General features: G+C 71.3%; 18 protein-coding genes. 14 read left to right on the top strand and 4 right to left on the bottom strand.

Annotated elements, in window-relative coordinates; all coding sequences use genetic code 11:
• The first annotated feature begins 76 nt into the window (after positions 1–76).
• The 3 genes from ACQPZQ_RS25185 (at position 77) to ACQPZQ_RS25175 (ending at position 2,481) form a co-directional block, all read left to right on the top strand.
• Positions 77–478 carry a PH domain-containing protein gene (locus ACQPZQ_RS25185; RefSeq protein WP_433299357.1) on the top strand — a complete coding sequence of 134 codons (402 nt, stop codon included), beginning with the start codon at positions 77–79 and terminating at the stop codon, positions 476–478.
• Positions 479–552: 74 nt separating this feature from the next.
• On the top strand, positions 553–1,608 hold the full coding sequence (locus tag ACQPZQ_RS25180; protein WP_433284582.1) for a dihydroorotate dehydrogenase: 1,056 nt from the start codon (positions 553–555) through the stop codon (positions 1,606–1,608).
• Positions 1,609–1,767: 159 nt separating this feature from the next.
• Positions 1,768–2,481 carry an HAD-IA family hydrolase gene (locus tag ACQPZQ_RS25175; protein ID WP_241038936.1) on the top strand — a complete coding sequence of 238 codons (714 nt, stop codon included), beginning with the start codon at positions 1,768–1,770 and terminating at the stop codon, positions 2,479–2,481.
• A 16-nt stretch (positions 2,482–2,497) separates the two neighbouring features.
• On the opposite strand, the gene ACQPZQ_RS25170 is transcribed toward ACQPZQ_RS25175, so the two are convergent.
• Positions 2,498–3,229: a DUF2786 domain-containing protein gene (locus ACQPZQ_RS25170; protein ID WP_433284579.1), complete on the bottom strand. Its 732-nt coding sequence runs from the start codon at positions 3,227–3,229 to the stop codon at positions 2,498–2,500.
• A gap of 150 nt (positions 3,230–3,379) precedes the next feature.
• Here ACQPZQ_RS25170 and uvrC point away from each other — a divergent pair, with 150 nt between their 5' ends.
• From uvrC to ACQPZQ_RS25125, 9 genes are all read left to right on the top strand, one after another.
• Complete coding sequence (gene uvrC / locus ACQPZQ_RS25165; protein ID WP_433284577.1) at positions 3,380–5,464, top strand: excinuclease ABC subunit UvrC; 2,085 nt, start codon at positions 3,380–3,382, stop codon at positions 5,462–5,464.
• Positions 5,461–6,348: an RNase adapter RapZ gene (gene rapZ / locus ACQPZQ_RS25160; RefSeq protein WP_241038933.1), complete on the top strand. Its 888-nt coding sequence runs from the start codon at positions 5,461–5,463 to the stop codon at positions 6,346–6,348. Before uvrC ends, rapZ begins: the two co-directional genes overlap by 4 nt.
• A complete protein-coding gene (locus ACQPZQ_RS25155; RefSeq protein ID WP_433284575.1) occupies positions 6,345–7,391 on the top strand; it encodes a gluconeogenesis factor YvcK family protein in 1,047 nt (348 codons plus the stop codon). The genes rapZ and ACQPZQ_RS25155 overlap by 4 nt, the downstream gene beginning before the upstream one ends.
• 43 nt (positions 7,392–7,434) lie before the next feature.
• The gene (gene whiA, locus ACQPZQ_RS25150; RefSeq protein WP_241038931.1) at positions 7,435–8,418 is read left to right on the top strand and encodes a DNA-binding protein WhiA; all 984 of its coding nucleotides are present in this window, start codon (positions 7,435–7,437) and stop codon (positions 8,416–8,418) included.
• Positions 8,419–8,588: 170 nt separating this feature from the next.
• Positions 8,589–9,605 carry a type I glyceraldehyde-3-phosphate dehydrogenase gene (gap, locus tag ACQPZQ_RS25145; protein WP_433284573.1) on the top strand — a complete coding sequence of 339 codons (1,017 nt, stop codon included), beginning with the start codon at positions 8,589–8,591 and terminating at the stop codon, positions 9,603–9,605.
• Positions 9,602–10,798, top strand: a complete 1,197-nt coding sequence (locus ACQPZQ_RS25140) for a phosphoglycerate kinase (RefSeq protein WP_433284571.1) — start codon at positions 9,602–9,604, stop codon at positions 10,796–10,798. The genes gap and ACQPZQ_RS25140 overlap by 4 nt, the downstream gene beginning before the upstream one ends.
• A complete protein-coding gene (gene tpiA / locus ACQPZQ_RS25135; protein WP_433284569.1) occupies positions 10,799–11,617 on the top strand; it encodes a triose-phosphate isomerase in 819 nt (272 codons plus the stop codon). It abuts the gene before it with no gap.
• Between the two features lie 168 nt (positions 11,618–11,785).
• The gene (gene secG, locus ACQPZQ_RS25130; RefSeq protein ID WP_241038927.1) at positions 11,786–12,022 is read left to right on the top strand and encodes a preprotein translocase subunit SecG; all 237 of its coding nucleotides are present in this window, start codon (positions 11,786–11,788) and stop codon (positions 12,020–12,022) included.
• A gap of 12 nt (positions 12,023–12,034) precedes the next feature.
• A complete protein-coding gene (locus tag ACQPZQ_RS25125) occupies positions 12,035–12,376 on the top strand; it encodes an RNA polymerase-binding protein RbpA (protein WP_241038926.1) in 342 nt (113 codons plus the stop codon).
• A gap of 38 nt (positions 12,377–12,414) precedes the next feature.
• Here ACQPZQ_RS25125 and ACQPZQ_RS25120 read toward each other — a convergent pair whose 3' ends face one another.
• Positions 12,415–12,942: a hypothetical protein gene (locus tag ACQPZQ_RS25120; protein ID WP_433284566.1), complete on the bottom strand. Its 528-nt coding sequence runs from the start codon at positions 12,940–12,942 to the stop codon at positions 12,415–12,417.
• Positions 12,943–13,047: 105 nt separating this feature from the next.
• Here ACQPZQ_RS25120 and ACQPZQ_RS25115 point away from each other — a divergent pair, with 105 nt between their 5' ends.
• Positions 13,048–14,307, top strand: a complete 1,260-nt coding sequence (locus tag ACQPZQ_RS25115; protein ID WP_433284565.1) for a TrpB-like pyridoxal phosphate-dependent enzyme — start codon at positions 13,048–13,050, stop codon at positions 14,305–14,307.
• 11 nt (positions 14,308–14,318) lie between these two features.
• Here ACQPZQ_RS25115 and ACQPZQ_RS25110 read toward each other — a convergent pair whose 3' ends face one another.
• Positions 14,319–14,738 (bottom strand): rhodanese-like domain-containing protein, encoded by a 420-nt coding sequence (locus ACQPZQ_RS25110; RefSeq protein WP_433284563.1) that lies wholly within the window; start codon positions 14,736–14,738, stop codon positions 14,319–14,321.
• A 136-nt stretch (positions 14,739–14,874) separates the two neighbouring features.
• Here ACQPZQ_RS25110 and ACQPZQ_RS25105 point away from each other — a divergent pair, with 136 nt between their 5' ends.
• The gene (locus tag ACQPZQ_RS25105; RefSeq protein ID WP_241038922.1) at positions 14,875–15,363 is read left to right on the top strand and encodes an Lrp/AsnC family transcriptional regulator; all 489 of its coding nucleotides are present in this window, start codon (positions 14,875–14,877) and stop codon (positions 15,361–15,363) included.
• A 33-nt stretch (positions 15,364–15,396) separates the two neighbouring features.
• On the opposite strand, the gene ACQPZQ_RS25100 is transcribed toward ACQPZQ_RS25105, so the two are convergent.
• A complete protein-coding gene (locus ACQPZQ_RS25100) occupies positions 15,397–15,816 on the bottom strand; it encodes a hypothetical protein (RefSeq protein ID WP_433284561.1) in 420 nt (139 codons plus the stop codon).

Raw genomic sequence — 15,816 nt, 5'->3', positions numbered from 1 at the left:
TCGCGCAGATGCGGCGGCCCGTGCACCGCGGGCGGCCGGGCCGGGTGAGACCGTGGTGGTGCGGCCCCGCAAGGTGATGATCGTCGCGTGGGTGGGCGCCGTGGCGGTGCTGGTGCTCTTCACCGTGGTGGCCGTGCTGCTGCGAGGCAGCGAGACCGGCGTGTACTTCCGGTTCGCCGACCAGGTGGCCCTCGTGGTGCTGGGGCTTCTGATCGCGGGCGGCGTGCTCCTGCTCGCCCGGCCGCGCGTACGCGCCGACGCCGACGGCATCGAGGTGCGCAACATCCTGACGACCCAGCGGCTGTCCTGGCAGGTCGTGCGCCGAGTGGCGTTCCCAGACGGGGCGTCGTGGGCGCGGCTGGACCTGCCCGATGACGAGTACCTGCCGGTGCTGGCCATCCAGGCCGTGGACGGGTATCGGGCCGTGGAGGGAATCGCCCGCCTGCGGGCTCTGCACGCCGCCGCTCGCGCATCCTGACCGGGCTCGCGCCTGGTCGACGGGCCATTCGTGCGGAACGGTGCGGTATGGGTGCCGTTCGCCGGAGAGCGTGGATGGACGCACGTACCATCGGGGCCGTGCTTCGTGCTCGTGATCATGTCGACCGGGAGCCGTTCGGCGAGGAAAGTGTGCGCCTCGGCGACATCGTGCTCCGCAACCGGCTGGTCACCTCGTCGAGCCTGCTCGGCTACGGGGTGTCCAACAGCCGGCTCGTGCCGTACGGCATGAGCCCGGTGTCGCTCTTCGTGCCGCTGGCCGAGTTCGGGGCGGTGACCACCAGGACGTTGACCGTGGAGCCCCGCGAGGGCCATTTCACGACGCGGGACGAGTACGCGCTGAGTGAGCTGCCCGACCTGCTGAAGCGGTACGGAAAGGTGCTGCGCGGCACCGATGCCGGCTGGATGAACGCGTTCGGCTGGTGCAACGTCGGGATCGATGCCTACCTGCGCGACTACTACCCGCGCACCCGCGACCAGCGGGTGATCATCTCCCTGGGCGGATTCTCCGCCGAGGAGTTCGTGACACTCGTGGATCGGGTGAACGCCGCTGTGCCGGCGGGGGACATCGCCGCGGTGGAGTTCAACGTGTCCTGCCACAACGTCAACTTCGACTTCTCCACGATCCTGCAGGACGTGCTGGACGAGGCGGTGCCCCGCAGCAACCACCCCGTGATCCTCAAGCTCTCGCCCGACTACGACTACCTGCGCAACGCGGAGCAGGCCGCGAAGGCCGGGGTGTCGGCATTGACAGCCATCAACACCGTGAAGGCGCTGCGGCTCGACCCCCGAACGGGTGAGCCCTGGCTGTCGAACCGCTACGGCGGCCTCTCCGGACGGGCGATCAAGCCGATCGGGCTGCGCGTGGTGAGCGAACTGCGCGAGGCCGGGGTGACGCTGCCGATCATCGCGACCGGCGGGATACGCACGGTGGACGACTGCCGCGAGTACTTCTGGGCCGGTGCCGACGCCGTGAGCCTCGGCAGCGCGACCTGGCTCGCGAGCTACCCCGGCTACGCACTCGCCCCGTTGCGCGCCCTGCACGTTCGGCGCGTGCTGAAAGCCGTTCGGCGCTACGGAGCGCTGCCGCCCCGCTCCGCTCCGTCGCCCTGAGCGACGATCTTCATCCGAACGGGACGGGCGGTACGCCGTGTGGCGGCACCGCTCACGGATGAGTGGAAGCGCGACACGGCACGATGAACGCAGCACGATGAGATCCGGCACGACGAACCGCCCACAGCACTCCCAGCAGGGCACGACGGACAGGGCACGATGACGGTGGAGGGCGGGAACCAGCTGGATCGCGTGCGGGCGGCGGATCGTCGGCCACGCGTGGTGCTCCTCGACGTCTACGAGACGATGCTGCAGGTGGAGGCGCTGCGCTCGCGCTTCGTGGACGTGGGTCGCCCCGATCACGAGTGGGAGCTGTTCTTCACCCGCACCGTGCGTGACGGGATGGCCCTCACGCTGGCCGGCGGCGTGCGTCCGTTCGCCGAGGTGGCCAGGGCGGCGTTGCGCACCACCACGGAGCACACCCTTTCGGATGAAGCTCTCGACCACGTGCTGGCCGGCTTCGGCGAGCTGCCGCCTCACCCGGACGTGGAGCCCGCTCTGCGGGCGTTGGCACGGGCGCGGATCCCGGCCTACGCCTTCACGCAGGGAGGGGCGGCGGTGGCGTCGGACGCCCTGGACCGTGCTGGGCTGCGCACCTACCTGCGTGGAGTGCTCTCCGCCGAGGAGATCCGCTCCTTCAAGCCGCCTGCCCGCGTGTACAACTGGGCGTGCCAGCAGGTGGACGCTCCGGGCGACCGGGTGGCGCTGGTGGCCGTGCACTCCTGGGACGTGCACGGGGCCGTGCGGGCCGGGCTCGTGGGCGGCTTCGCGAGCAGGCTCGAGGGCGCGGTGCCCGACGTGGTGGCTCGCCCACACGTGGTGGGCAAGGATCTCGAGCAGGTGGCCGACCGGCTCATCGCCCTGCCTGCCTGACCTGCCGGCGAACATCTCAAGCGCCCAGGGCTCGGCGCCGGTCGTTGCCGGTACCGAGCCCGCCGAGGCCGAGATCGGCCCGCTCGCCCGCCCTGGCCCCGGCCGCGAATCCGGAGCCGGACAGCACGCTGCGCCGCGCGGAGGCCAGCCGCGGGAAGGCGGCGGCATAGGCGCGATCGACCTGCTCACGTCTGTCGGCCAGCACCAGCGCGACGGACGGGCCACCCGTCCCGGCCTCGGACCGGGCTGCGCCCGCGGCCCGCTCCTCGGCGTCGGTCAGCCGTCGATGCACCTCGACCGCGAACCCGTGGAGCCACGACCGCCGGTAGGCGGCCACGGACTCACCGCGCGCCGGCGGCCGCACGCGGACCAGCTGCGTGCTGGCCTGCAACTGCAGTGACGTGTAGAGCAGCTCGACGCGCTGCCGATCCGATTCGTGACCGAAGACGGTGACCGCGGCGACCTTGCCGCCCCGGGCTCCGTGGAGCACCCAGCGGCAACCGAGCGCGGTGGCCGTCCAGCCGAGCAGCCTGGCCTTGCCTGCGCTGTAGGGATCCTCCATCGCGATGCGCTGCGGGCCGATGCGGTCGCTGCCGGGCCGCGCGACGGCGAGCAACGCGGCGTCGACGCCGTGGCGGGCCATCAGCTCCATCGCCTTGGCCGTGTAGGTCTCGGCCTCGGCCGCCGTGGCTGCACGCTCCGCCTTCGCGAGCAGCTTGCGGATCGTGTCGAGCTTGTCGAGCCCCATCGGATCCCCCCGATTGTTCGAACGCGCGTTCGCATCGAGGGGAAGTCCTATCACGGGCGGCCGACAGACCCGCCTACACCACACGCAGGACGCGCCGAGCGGGCGGTCCGATCACGGCGTGTCGGGGTGCGGTCCTACCCTGGTGAGGCCATGGCCGATCCCGCCACTTACCGTCCGGCCCCCGGTTCCATCCCGGAGGCCCCTGGGGTGTACCGCTTCTCCGACCAGCACGGCCGGGTGATCTACGTCGGCAAGGCGAAGAGCCTGCGCCAGCGGCTCAACTCCTACTTCGCCGACCTCGCAGGCCTGCACCCGCGCACCCGGCAGATGGTCACCACCGCGGCGCGCGTGGAGTGGACCGTCGTCGCCACCGAGGTCGAGGCGCTCCAGCTCGAGTACAACTGGATCAAGGAGTTCGACCCTCGCTTCAACGTCCGCTATCGCGACGACAAGACCTACCCGGTGCTCGCGGTCACGATGAACGAGGAGTTCCCGCGGCTGCACGTCTACCGCGGCCCGCGGCGCAAGGGCGTGCGCTACTTCGGCCCGTTCGCCCATGCGTGGGCCATCCGGGAGACGCTCGACCTGCTCCTGCGGGTGTTCCCGGCGCGTACGTGCAGCGCTGGGGTGTTCAAGCGCCACGGCCAGATCCAGCGGCCGTGCCTGCTGGGCTACATCGACAAGTGCTCCGCGCCCTGCGTCGGGCGGGTCGACGCCGCCGAGCACCGCGACATCGTCGAGGACTTCTGCGACTTCCTCTCGGGCCGCACCGACCACCTCGTCCGCCAGCTCGAGCGCAAGATGGCCGAGGCGTCGGAGGACCTGGAGTTCGAGCGGGCGGCGCGGCTGCGCGACGACATCGGCGCGCTGCGCCGGGCCATGGAACGCCAGGCCGTGGTGCTGGGCGACGGCACCGACGCCGACGTCGTGGCGTTCGCCGAGGACGAGCTCGAGGCCGCTGTCCAGGTCTTCCACGTGCGCGGCGGCCGGGTCCGTGGTCAGCGCGGATGGGTGATCGACAAGGTGGAGCCCACCGACACGGCCGAGCTGGTGGAGCGCTTCCTCACCCAGTTCTACGGCGAGCAGGCGGCGCTGGCCGGCTCCGCCGACGACGCCCAGCAGCCCGTTCCGAGGGAGATCCTCGTTCCGGAGCTCCCGGCCGAGCTCACCACGATCGTCGACTGGCTCTCGCGCCTGCGCGGATCACGGGTGCAGGTGCGCGTGCCGCATCGTGGCGACAAGCGCGCGCTCGCCGAGACCGTGGCCCGCAACGCGGCCGAGGCGTTCACCCAGCACAAGCTGCGCCGGGCCGGTGATCTCACGGCGCGGTCGGCTGCGCTGCAGGAGATCCAGGACGCACTGGGGCTCGACAGCGCCCCACTGCGCATCGAGTGCGTCGACGTCAGTCACGTGCAGGGAAGCAACGTCGTCGCGTCGCTCGTCGTGTTCGAGGACGGCCTCGCCCGCAAGTCCGACTACCGCCGGTTCGAGGTCCGCGGGGGCGCGGAGGGCGGGGACGTCGCCGCCATCGCCGAAGTGGTACGACGGCGCTTCCGGCGTCACCTGTCCGAGAACGGAACTGGCACCGAAAGTGGTACCGACGAAACCGAGGGTAACGCCGAGCACGCTCCGGGCGAGGCCACCGGTATCGCTTCCCCGGATGCCACCCTGACACGCCCCGGTATCGACCCGACCACGGGCCGGCCGCGCCGTTTCGCGTACCCGCCGAACCTGCTCGTGGTCGACGGCGGTCAGCCGCAGGTCGAGGCCGCGGCCGACGTGCTCGCCGACCTCGGGGTCACCGACGTCGCCGTGTGCGGCCTGGCCAAGCGCCTCGAGGAGGTGTGGTTGCCCGCCGAACCCGAACCGGTGATCATGTCGCGCACCAGCGAGGGTCTCTACCTCCTGCAGCGGCTGCGCGACGAGGCTCACCGATTCGCCATCACCTACCACCGCCAGCGTCGTTCGAAGAGCATGGTCAGCTCGGAGCTGGACGCGGTTCCCGGATTGGGTCCCGCCCGCCGTGCCGCGCTCCTCAAGCACTTCGGGTCGCTGCGCAAGCTCAAGGCCGCCGACGCCGATGCCATCGCGGCGCTCCCCGGTTTCGGCCCGCGCATCGCCGCGGCCGTGCTGGCCGCGCTGCACGGGCCCGACCGGCCGGACTCGCCGGACCAGGCGGAACAGCCCGGCGCTGCACCCGCCGACCAGACCGATGCGGGGGTGCCTGCGTCATGACGTCACCATCGCCTGCGCCCGGCGGCATCGAGGTCGCGCTGGTCAGCGGGCTCTCCGGAGCGGGGCGCAGCACCGCGGCCAAGGTGCTCGAGGACCTCGGCTGGTTCGTGGTCGACAACCTGCCCCCCGAGCTGATCGCCACGATGGTCGATCTCGGCGCGCGGGCGCGCGGCGAGATCACCCGGATCGCCGTGGTCATGGACGTCCGCAGCCGTGCGTTCACCGCCGACCTCGGCGCCGTGATCAAGGATCTCGATGCCCGCGGATACAAGCCGCGACTGCTGTTCCTCGAAGCGTCCGACGCGGTGCTCGTGCGCCGGTTCGAGCAGGTGCGCCGCAGCCATCCACTGCAGGGCGACGGCAGGCTCGTCGACGGGATCACCGCCGAGCGCGAGCTGCTGCGACCGCTCCGGGAGAACGCCGATCTGGTGGTCGACACCTCCACGGTGGCCGTACCGCAGTTGCGCGCGACACTCGAAAGAGCGTTCGGATCGGAGTCTGCGCAGGTCACACGTGTCACTTTGGTGTCGTTCGGCTACAAGTACGGTCTGCCGATGGACTCCGACCTGGTGGTTGACGTCCGGTTCCTGCCCAACCCGTTCTGGATCCCGGAGCTGCGTGACCAGACGGGCCGCGACGAGCCGGTCCGCGATTACGTACTGAGCCAGGACGGCGCCGACGAGTTCATCACCCGCTACCTCGAGCTGCTGCGGCTCGTCGGGGCCGGGTACCGCCGTGAGGGCAAGCGCTACCTGACGGTCTCGGTCGGCTGCACGGGCGGCAAGCACCGCAGTGTCGCGATCAGCGAGGAGCTCGCCCGCCGGCTGGAGGGCGCCGAGGGCGTCACGGTGAACGTCGCCCATCGCGACCTGGGGCGAGAGTGAGCGCCGGACCGGCGGCTGTGGCACTCGGCGGGGGTCACGGCCTGCACGCCACCCTGTCCGCGCTGCGGCGCCTCGCCGACATGGGCGGCGTGGCGGACAACGTCACGGCGGTCGTCACCGTGGCCGACGACGGCGGGTCCTCGGGGCGGTTGCGCCGCGAGCTCGGCCTCCTCCCGCCCGGCGACCTGCGGATGGCACTCACCGCCCTCGCGGCGGATGACGGTGCCGCGAACAGGTGGGCGGATCTCGTGCAGCACCGTTTCGGCGGCACCGGGGCGCTCGCCGGGCACGCGGTGGGCAACCTCCTGCTGGCCGGTCTCATGGACGTCCTCGGCGACCCGGTGGCTGCCCTCGACGAGGTGGGTGCACTGCTCGGGCTGCGGGGCAGGGTGCTGCCGATGAGCTGTGAGCCGCTCGACATCGAGGCCGAGGTCACGGGCCTCGGCGTGCAGCCCACCCAGCCGCACCGCATCCGTGGCCAGGTGGCCGTGGCGTCCACGCCGGGGCGGGTCCGGCGGGTGTGGTTGCGCCCGGAGCGGCCACGTGCATGCCCCGAGGCGGTTGAGGCCGTACGCACCGCTGACGTGCTTCTTCTCGGGCCGGGATCGTGGTTCACCAGCGTGCTTCCGCACCTGCTGGTGCCCGAGCTGCGCGACGCCGTCATCACGAGCAGGGCTCGCCGTGTCATCGTGCTCAACCTGGCTCCCGAGCCCGGAGAGACCGCCGGGTTCTCACCCGAACAGCACCTGGCCGTACTCTCCCAGCACGCCCCGGCGCTGCGGGTCGACGCGGTGATCGCCGACGTCGCCGCGGTGCCGGTACCTGAACGGTTGTACCGGGCAGCGGCGGTGATGCTCTCCCCTGGTGGTCGGGTCCACCTGGCCCCGGTCGCCGCCGCTGACCCGACGGTGCCGCGCCACGACCCCGTGTCGCTCGCATCCGCGCTCGGCGCCGTGCTGGCCGAGCTCGAGTCGTTACCGGCCTCGCCCGATGCGGTGCGCGTGCCGTCGGCAGCGGACGCCGCCGAGAGGAGGAGAACGTGAACGTGGTTTGCGCTCCCGTGCCCCATCCCGCCAGGAGGTCCACATGGCGATGACCGCGTCGGTCAAGGACGAGCTGAGCAGGCTCGTCGTCACGAAGCCGTGCTGCCGCCGGGCGGAGGTGGCGGCGCTGCTGCGGTTCGCCGGTGGCCTGCACATCGTCGGTGGCCGGGTCGTCGTCGAGGCCGAGGTCGACACCGGCTCGGTGGCGCGCAGGCTGCGCCGTGAGATCCACGAGCTCTACGGGCACACCTGCGAGGCGCACGTGATCACCGCGGGTGGCCTGCGCCGCGGCGCGCGTTACGTGCTGCGCGTGGTGCGCGACGGCGAGGGGCTGGCCCGCCAGACCGGCCTGCTGGACGCCCGCGGCCGCCCTGTGCGCGGGTTGCCGCCGCCCGTCGTCTCCGGCGGCCTGTGTGATGCGGAAGCGGCGTGGCGCGGGGCGTTCCTCGCGCACGGTTCGCTCACCGAGCCCGGACGCAGCTCCGCCCTCGAGGTCACCTGCCCCGGCCAGGAGGCGGCCATGGCCCTGGTCGGTGCCGCGCGCCGGCTCGGGGTCACCGCGAAGTGGCGGGAGGTCCGCGGTGCCGACCGCGTCGTCGTCCGCGACGGTGACGCGATCGGTGCCCTGCTCACGCGCATGGGCGCCCACGAGAGCGTGATGGCCTGGGAGGAGCGGCGGATGCGCCGCGAGGTCCGCGCGACAGCCAACCGCCTCGCCAACTTCGACGACGCCAACCTGCGCCGTTCGGCCAGGGCGGCGGTCGCGGCCGCGGCCAGGGTGGCGCGCGCGCTGGAGATCCTCGGCGACGACGTACCGCAGCACCTCCTCGCCGCGGGCAGGCTGCGGGCGGAGCACACGCAGGCGTCGTTGGAGGAGCTGGGCCAGCTGGCCGACCCGCCGATGACCAAGGACGCCGTGGCGGGCCGCATCCGCAGGCTCCTGCACATGGCCGACAAGCGCGCGGCTGACCTGGGCATCCCCGACACCGAGTCTGCTGTCACGGCCGACATGCTGGAAGAGGCCTGAGCTCAGGAAGACGCGGACGATGGCGCCCGGGTGACGAGGTTGTCACCCGGGTTGTGAAGTGTGATCGACGGCCCGGTAAGTGAATCGATAAAGCCCCTAGGCCCGCCCGGCAGCGATCCGGACGATAGGGTTGACCTGGTCGAGCAGGCATTACTGGAGGAGGCGCGCACATGACCGTGCGGGTAGGCGTGAACGGATTCGGTCGTATCGGCCGCAACTTCTGGCGTGCCGTCGATGCACAGCGCGCCGCGGGCACCAGCGACATCGAGATCGTGGCGGTCAACGACATCACCGACAACGCCACCCTTGCGGGACTGCTCAAGTTCGACTCGATCCTGGGCCGGCTGCCCTACGAGGTCACCTCGACCGACGACGAGATCATCGTCGACGGGAAGGGCTTCAAGGGCCTCGCCGTCCGCGACCCTGCGGAGCTGCCTTGGAAGGACCTCGGTGTCGATGTCGTCATCGAGTCGACCGGCCTGTTCACCAAGCGCGAGGCGGCCGCCAAGCACATCGACGCGGGCGCGAAGAAGGTCATCATCTCCGCGCCGGCCACCGGTGAGGACCTCACCGTGGTGATGGGCGTGAACGACGCCGAGTACGACGGTTCGCAGACCATCATCTCCAACGCCTCCTGCACCACGAACTGCCTCGCGCCGCTGGCGAAGGTAATCGACGACGCGTTCGGGATCGAGAAGGGTCTGATGACCACGATCCACGCGTACACGCAGGACCAGAACCTGCAGGACGGCCCGCACAAGGACAAGCGTCGCGCCCGCGCCGCCGCTCTCAACGTGGTGCCCACCTCCACCGGCGCCGCCAAGGCGATCGGTCTCGTCCTGCCGCACCTGAACGGCAAGCTGGACGGCTACTCGCTGCGCGTCCCGGTCCCCACCGGCTCGATCACCGACCTGACGGTCGAGCTGCGCGAGGAGGCCACGCTCGACCAGATCAACGCCGCCTATCGGGCCGCGTCGGAGAGCGGCCCGCTGAAGGGCTACCTGCGCTACAGCGACGACCCGATCGTCTCGTCCGACATCGTCACCGATCCGGCGTCCTGCATCTACGACGCTCCGCTGACCAAGGTCATCGGCAACCAGGTCAAGGTCTTCGGCTGGTACGACAACGAGTGGGGCTACTCCAACCGCCTCGTCGACATCACCGAGCTGGTGGCGTCGAAGCTGTGAAGACCCTGGACGACCTCGTCGCCGAGCTGGACGAGGATCTGTTCGGCCGCCGGGTGCTCGTCCGCGCCGATCTGAACGTGCCCCTCGACGGTTCGAGGATCACCGACGACGGCCGCATCCGGGCGTCGGTCCCCACCTTGAAGCGCCTGCGTGACACCGGCACCCGCGTGGTGGTGGTCGCGCACCTCGGACGCCCGAAGGGGGCGTTCGACCAGGCGCTCTCCCTGGGGCCGGTCGCCGAGCGGCTCGGCGAGCTCCTCGGCGTGCAGGTGCCGCTGGCCGACCTCGGCGACGAGGCCCGGTTCACCGTCGACGCGCTCCCCGAGGGCGGCGTCGCGCTTCTGGAGAACATCCGGTTCGACCCGCGGGAGACATCGAAGAACGACGACGACCGTGCCGCGCTGGCCCACGAGCTCGCCGCGCTGGCGGGGCCCGAGGGCGTCTTCGTGTCCGACGGGTTCGGCGTGGTGCACCGCAAGCAGGCCTCGGTGTACGACGTGGCGCTCGACCTCCCGTCCTTCGCGGGCGACCTCGTGCTCGCGGAGGTCGAGGTGCTGCGCAAGCTCACCGAGACCCCGACGCGTCCGTACGTGGTGGTGCTCGGCGGTTCCAAGGTCTCCGACAAGCTCGCGGTGATCGAGGCGCTGCTGCCGAAGGTCGACGCGCTGCTGGTCGGCGGCGGGATGTGCTACACGTTCCTGGCCGCCCACGGTTACGGCGTCGGCGACTCGCTGCTGGAGCGCGACCAGATCGGCACCTGCCGCAAGCTCCTCGAGTCCGGCAAGATCGTCCTGCCCACGGACGTGGTGGTGGCCGACGACTTCTCGGCCGAGGCGAACACGCGCATCGTCGCCGCCGACGCGATCCCCGACGACTGGAAGGGGCTCGACATCGGCCCCGAAACGGTTTCGGCGTTCCGCGAGGTACTCGACGGAGCGGCCACCGTCTTCTGGAACGGGCCCATGGGCGTGTTCGAGCTCGCACCGTTCGCCGAGGGCACGCGGGGGGTCGCACAGGCGATCCTCGACGCCGAAGGGGCGTTCAGCGTGGTCGGCGGTGGCGACTCCGCCGCCGCCGTGCGGGCGCTTGGCCTGCCCGAGGACGGGTTCTCCCATATCTCGACCGGCGGCGGGGCGTCGCTGGAGTACCTGGAGGGCAAGTCCCTCCCCGGGCTCGCAGTACTGGAGCAGTAGATGGCACGAAGCATCGACGACCGCTCCGCCGGTGCCGGGCGCAAGCCGCTCATCGCCGGCAACTGGAAGATGCACTGCAATCACCTCGAGGCGATCGCGCTGGTGCAGAAGCTCGCGTTCGCGCTCCCGGAGAAGTACTACGACAAGGTCGAGGTGGCGGTGCTGCCGCCCTTCACCGACATCCGCAGTGTCCAGACGCTGATCGACGGCGACAAGCTGCTGATGGTGCACGGCGCGCAGGACCTCTCCCCGCACGAATCGGGGGCCTACACCGGCGACGTGTCCGGGCAGATGCTCGCGAAGCTGGGCTGCCGGTACGCGGTCGTCGGGCACTCGGAGCGGCGGCAGATCCACGGCGAGGACGACGCGCTCGTCAACGCCAAGGTGCGTGCCGCGGTGCGTAACGGCATCGTCCCGATCCTGTGCGTGGGGGAGGGGCTCGAGGTGCGCGAACAGGGCGACCACGTCGCTCACTGCACCCGCCAGGTCACCGCGGCCCTGGAGAAGGTGGAGAGCCAGCACGCCCAGACGCTCGTGATCGCCTACGAGCCGGTGTGGGCGATCGGTACCGGCCGTGTCGCGAGTGCGGCCGACGCGCAGGAGGTCTGCTCGTCCATCCGGGAGACGGTGGCGGCGAAGTACGGCCAGGCGATCGCCACGAGCGTGCGGGTGCTCTACGGCGGCTCGGTGAAGTCGAAGAACGTCGGTGAGCTCGTGGCCGCGCCCGATGTGGACGGCGCGCTCGTGGGTGGCGCGAGCCTCGATGCCGAAGAGTTCGCGCAGCTGTGCGCTATCGCCGCCGGTGGCCCGCTGCCGTGAGATCATCGGCGCCCGCCGGTCTCCGGTGAGCGTTGAGCGGTGGGGCCCGGCCACAGCCGACAGACGGTGTGACCCGCGACGACCTGCGGATCAGGGCCGGGTACCCTCGGTGCCCGAGCGGTGGGATGCGCCGTACCCGGCGTTCCGCCCGACAAGAATGAGGATGGGATGCAACTCGCCCTTCAGATCGTGCTGATCCTCTCCAGCGTGGTGCTGGTGTTGCTGATCCTGCTGCACCGCGGCCGCGGAGGCGGCCTGTCGAGCCTGTTCGGCGGTGGCGTGCAGTCCAGCCTTTCCGGGTCGAGCGTGGTGGAGAAGAACCTCGACCGGCTCACTTTGTTCGTGGGTGCGATCTGGGTGATCGCCATCATCGGTACCGGTCTACTCGTGAAGCTCGGGGTCTGAGGAGGTATGGCCATGGCTGGCGGCAACGCGATCCGGGGCACCCGTGTGGGTGCCGGTCCGATGGGTGAGTCGGAGCGAGGAGAGACCGCACCGCGTTCGCGCATCTCGTACTTCTGCTCGAACGGGCACATCACCACCCCGTCCTTCGCTTCAGAGGCCGACATTCCCGAGTCCTGGGACTGCCCGCGCTGCGGGCTCCCCGCGGGCCGCGACGGCGAGAACCCGCCCGCGCCGCCGCGCACGGAGCCGTACAAGACGCACCTCGCGTACGTCAAGGAGCGGCGCAGCGACGCCGACGGCGCCGCGATCCTCGAGGAAGCACTCGGCAGGCTGCGGGCGTCGCGCGAGCTGTAGCCGGCCGCCGCTGTAGGGGCCGGGGCCGCTGTCCGGGCTCACCGGAGGGCCCCGAGCTGTTCACCGAACGCCGTCACGAGGCGCGCCGCGGTGGTGCCGAGCGGCACCGCAGACGCCGCGAGGGTGACGAGCCGGTCGCCGCGCACGGTCGCGCCGAACACGCTGCCACCCTGGAACCGGCAGACGAAGCCGCCTCCGCCGGCCGTCACGTCCGCCCGCGAGTTGTCCTCGCACAGCCCGGCCACCGAGTCGAGGGTGTCGCTCGGGTTCGCTGCACCGGCCGGGGCGACGTCGACGGCGACGAAGGCGGGCCCGTCACCGGCGTCGCCTGCCGGGGCGGCTCTGGACGGGTCGTACACGCACCGGGTGTCGCTGGCCGTGGTGGCATCGGGAGTCCAGGTCAGGCCGGTGGTGGCGGCGAACTTCGCGGTGTCCAGCACGCACGCGGCGGGCGGGGCAGGCGGCGGTGCCGGTGGCAGAGCATCGGGCTGGGCGGGCTCGGAGGTGCCGGTACAGCCCGCGAGCAGCGCCGCAGCGGCCAGTACAGGCAGGGTGTGAGTGAACACTGCCCATAGGCTTCGTCGTTCGTCCGCCATCCCCGAACCTTCCCATGCCGCGTCCGGCGTGGCGGCAGCGCCGTCCCCTGGTGGTCGTCGCTAGCCTCGGACGGCATGACGCGGTGGACGTTGCCTCCCGACCGGATCCCCGACGCATGGTTCAACGTCGTCCCACACCTCCCGGCGCCCCCGCAGCCGCCGCTGCATCCCGTGACGCGGGAGCCGGTCGGTCCGGACGATCTCGCGCCGCTCTTCCCGATGGCGCTGATCGGCCAGGAGGTGTCGGCGGAGCCGTGGATCGACGTGCCCGGCGAAGTGCTCGACATCCTCCGGTTGTGGCGGCCCACGCCGCTGCAACGTGCGGTGCGCCTGGAGGAGGCCTTGGGCACGCCTGCTCGCATCTACTTCAAGGACGAGTCGGTGTCGCCCGCGGGGAGCCACAAGCCGAACACCGCCGTCCCACAGGCGTTCTACAACGCCAAGGAGGGCATCGCGCGGCTGACCACCGAGACCGGTGCCGGGCAGTGGGGCACCGCGCTCGCGTTCGCCTGCGCCCAGTTCGACCTGGACCTGCAGGTCTACATGGTGCGCGCGTCCTACGAGCAGAAGCCCTATCGGCGCGTTGCCATGGAGACATGGGGTGGTGCCGTCGTTGCGTCCCCGGTGGGTGAGCCCGGCCATCCCGGCTCGCTCGGCGCTGCGATCTCCGACGCCGTGCGCGACTGCGTCGGCCGCGAGGACACCCACTATGCGCTGGGTTCGGTGCTCAACCACGTGCTGCTGCACCAGACCGTGATCGGGCTGGAGGCGAAGGAGCAGCTGGATCTCGCGGGGGAGCGGCTGCCCGACGTGGTGATCGCCTCCTGCGGGGGTGGGTCGAATCTGGGCGGAATCGCGTTTCCGTTCGTGCCGGACGCCGGCGTGCGGCTGCTCGCCGTCGAACCGGCCTCGTGCCCGACGCTCACCAAGGGACGGTTCGACTACGACTTCGGCGATACGGCGGGCCTCACCCCGCTGATGCCGATGTACACCCTCGGCCACGACTTCGTGCCACCGTCCATCCACGCCGGTGGGCTGCGCTACCACGGCGACTCGCCGTTGGTCTCCGCGCTCGTCCGCGACGGACGCATGGCGGCGGTCGCCTATCCGCAGGGCCCGGTGTTCGACGCCGCCGTGCAGTTCGCCCGGGTGGAGGGGCGGATCCCGGCTCCGGAGTGTGCCCACGCCATCCGCGCCACGATCGACGAGGCGCTCGCCGCGAAGGAGGCGGGTGAGGAACGGGTGATCCTGTTCAGCTACAGCGGCCACGGCTTCCTCGACCTCTCCGCGTACGACGATCACCTGAACGGCAGGCTGCCCGCCGAGCCGGGCTGAGGCTCCTCCCGTCAGCAGCCGCAGGGCGCGGTGAGCGGGTCGGGCGCCGCGGTCGAGGTACCCATGTCCGTCTCGATCGGAAAGCCCTCCCGGATCCAGTACTCGACACCGCCGAGCATCTCCCGGACGCGGTACCCGAGCTCGGCGAAGGCGAGCGCTGCCTTCGTGGCGCCGTTGCAGCCCGGGCCCCAGCAGTAGGTCACCAGCGGTACCGCCGGGTCGAACAGGAGGCCCGCGCGCGCGGGGATCTCCGCGGTGGGCAGATGCACCGCGCCCGGGATGCGGCCTTGTCGCCAGGCGGGAATGCCGCGCGAGTCGACGAGCACGAAACCCGGATCGGTGTGGTCCAGCGCGATGTGCACGTCGGCCACGTCGGTCTGGAAGGTCAGCCGGGCCGTGAAGAACGCGACGGCGGCGGAATCGATGGTCATGACCCGGACGCTAAGTGGCATCTCGGACCTCTGGAACGGGTATTCCACGGTGATCGATCGAAATGACCGTGGATTCCGTGGAGATCAACATGGACCCGGGGGAGTCTCCGGACGAATCGGGCGGTAGATTCCCCGCGTGGCCGTGGAATCCCTCGACGAGGTCGACTGGCGCCTGCTGGAAGCCCTGCAGCGGGACGGCCGGGCGAGCTATGCCGACCTGGGTCGGCTCGTCGGGCTCTCGGCCAGCGCCGTCACCGAACGCGTACGCAGGCTGGAGGAATCCGGCGTGATCACCGGCTACACGGCGGAGGTCAACCCGGAGAAGCTCGGCCTGCCCATCACGGCCCTGGTGCGGCTGCGCTACCCGCACGGCAACTACAAGCCCTTCCGCGACATGCTCGCCAACACGCCCGAGATCACCGAGGCCCACCACGTCACCGGCGAGGACTGCTTCGTGCTGACGGTGCGCACGCGGTCGATGCGCCACCTCGAGGAGGTCACCGGGCGCATCTCGGTGCTCGGCGGCGTCACCACGAGCGTGGTCTACTCCAGCCCGCTGCCCCGCCGCTCCGTGGTGGGCACCACGAGCGGCAGCCCGTCGCGGTCGGCTCGCCGCAAGGCCTGAGCCGGTCGCACGGTGCTGTGGTCAGCGCTGTGGTCAGCCGGGCAGGACGCGCAACAGTGTCTCCGGTCCGACCGTCCGCGCTCCGCTGACACGCACTCGCTCCCGCAACCCGCGGTCGGCGGTGACCACGACCACGGGCTCGGCGGCGAGATCGGCGGCCAGGGCGGCGATCGCCGAGTCGCCGTCGGCCGGCGCGTGCAGGACGTCCAGCCCCGGGTGGGTGGGGAGGTCCTCGACACGGGCAGCGGCGCCCTCCAGGACGAGGTGCACCCGCACGTCCTCGTCCGTGGCCTCCTCGCCCAGCCCACGAGCGAGCAGGGCCGGACCGGCGGTGAGCGCGGCCGAGAGCTTCCCGGCGAGCTTGCGCGCAGCGCCGGCCCGGTCGCGCCACCAGCCGTCCGGGCGCGAGCCCACGACGTTGGCGCCGTCGACGATCACGTGGAGCACGGGCAC

It is taken from the genome of Pseudonocardia sp. CA-142604 (genome assembly GCF_050948475.1).
Classification (GTDB): Bacteria; Actinomycetota; Actinomycetes; order Mycobacteriales; family Pseudonocardiaceae; genus Pseudonocardia; species Pseudonocardia alaniniphila.
The sequence above is the reverse complement of the archived record's forward strand: the minus strand, read 5'-3'. Positions and strand labels throughout refer to the sequence as shown.

Bases quoted from the DNA above. Each gene is read 5' to 3' on its own strand.
- ACQPZQ_RS25185 (WP_433299357.1), top strand. From the start codon at position 77: ATGATCGTCGCGTGGGTGGGCGCCGTGGCGGTGCTGGTGCTCTTCACC.
- ACQPZQ_RS25180 (WP_433284582.1), top strand. From the start codon at position 553: ATGGACGCACGTACCATCGGGGCCGTGCTTCGTGCTCGTGATCATGTC.
- ACQPZQ_RS25175 (WP_241038936.1), top strand. From the start codon at position 1,768: ATGACGGTGGAGGGCGGGAACCAGCTGGATCGCGTGCGGGCGGCGGAT.
- ACQPZQ_RS25170 (WP_433284579.1), bottom strand. From the start codon at position 3,229: ATGGGGCTCGACAAGCTCGACACGATCCGCAAGCTGCTCGCGAAGGCG.
- uvrC (WP_433284577.1), top strand. From the start codon at position 3,380: ATGGCCGATCCCGCCACTTACCGTCCGGCCCCCGGTTCCATCCCGGAG.
- rapZ (WP_241038933.1), top strand. From the start codon at position 5,461: ATGACGTCACCATCGCCTGCGCCCGGCGGCATCGAGGTCGCGCTGGTC.
- whiA (WP_241038931.1), top strand. From the start codon at position 7,435: ATGGCGATGACCGCGTCGGTCAAGGACGAGCTGAGCAGGCTCGTCGTC.
- gap (WP_433284573.1), top strand. From the start codon at position 8,589: ATGACCGTGCGGGTAGGCGTGAACGGATTCGGTCGTATCGGCCGCAAC.
- tpiA (WP_433284569.1), top strand. From the start codon at position 10,799: ATGGCACGAAGCATCGACGACCGCTCCGCCGGTGCCGGGCGCAAGCCG.
- secG (WP_241038927.1), top strand. From the start codon at position 11,786: ATGCAACTCGCCCTTCAGATCGTGCTGATCCTCTCCAGCGTGGTGCTG.
- ACQPZQ_RS25125 (WP_241038926.1), top strand. From the start codon at position 12,035: ATGGCTGGCGGCAACGCGATCCGGGGCACCCGTGTGGGTGCCGGTCCG.
- ACQPZQ_RS25115 (WP_433284565.1), top strand. From the start codon at position 13,048: ATGACGCGGTGGACGTTGCCTCCCGACCGGATCCCCGACGCATGGTTC.
- ACQPZQ_RS25110 (WP_433284563.1), bottom strand. From the start codon at position 14,738: ATGACCATCGATTCCGCCGCCGTCGCGTTCTTCACGGCCCGGCTGACC.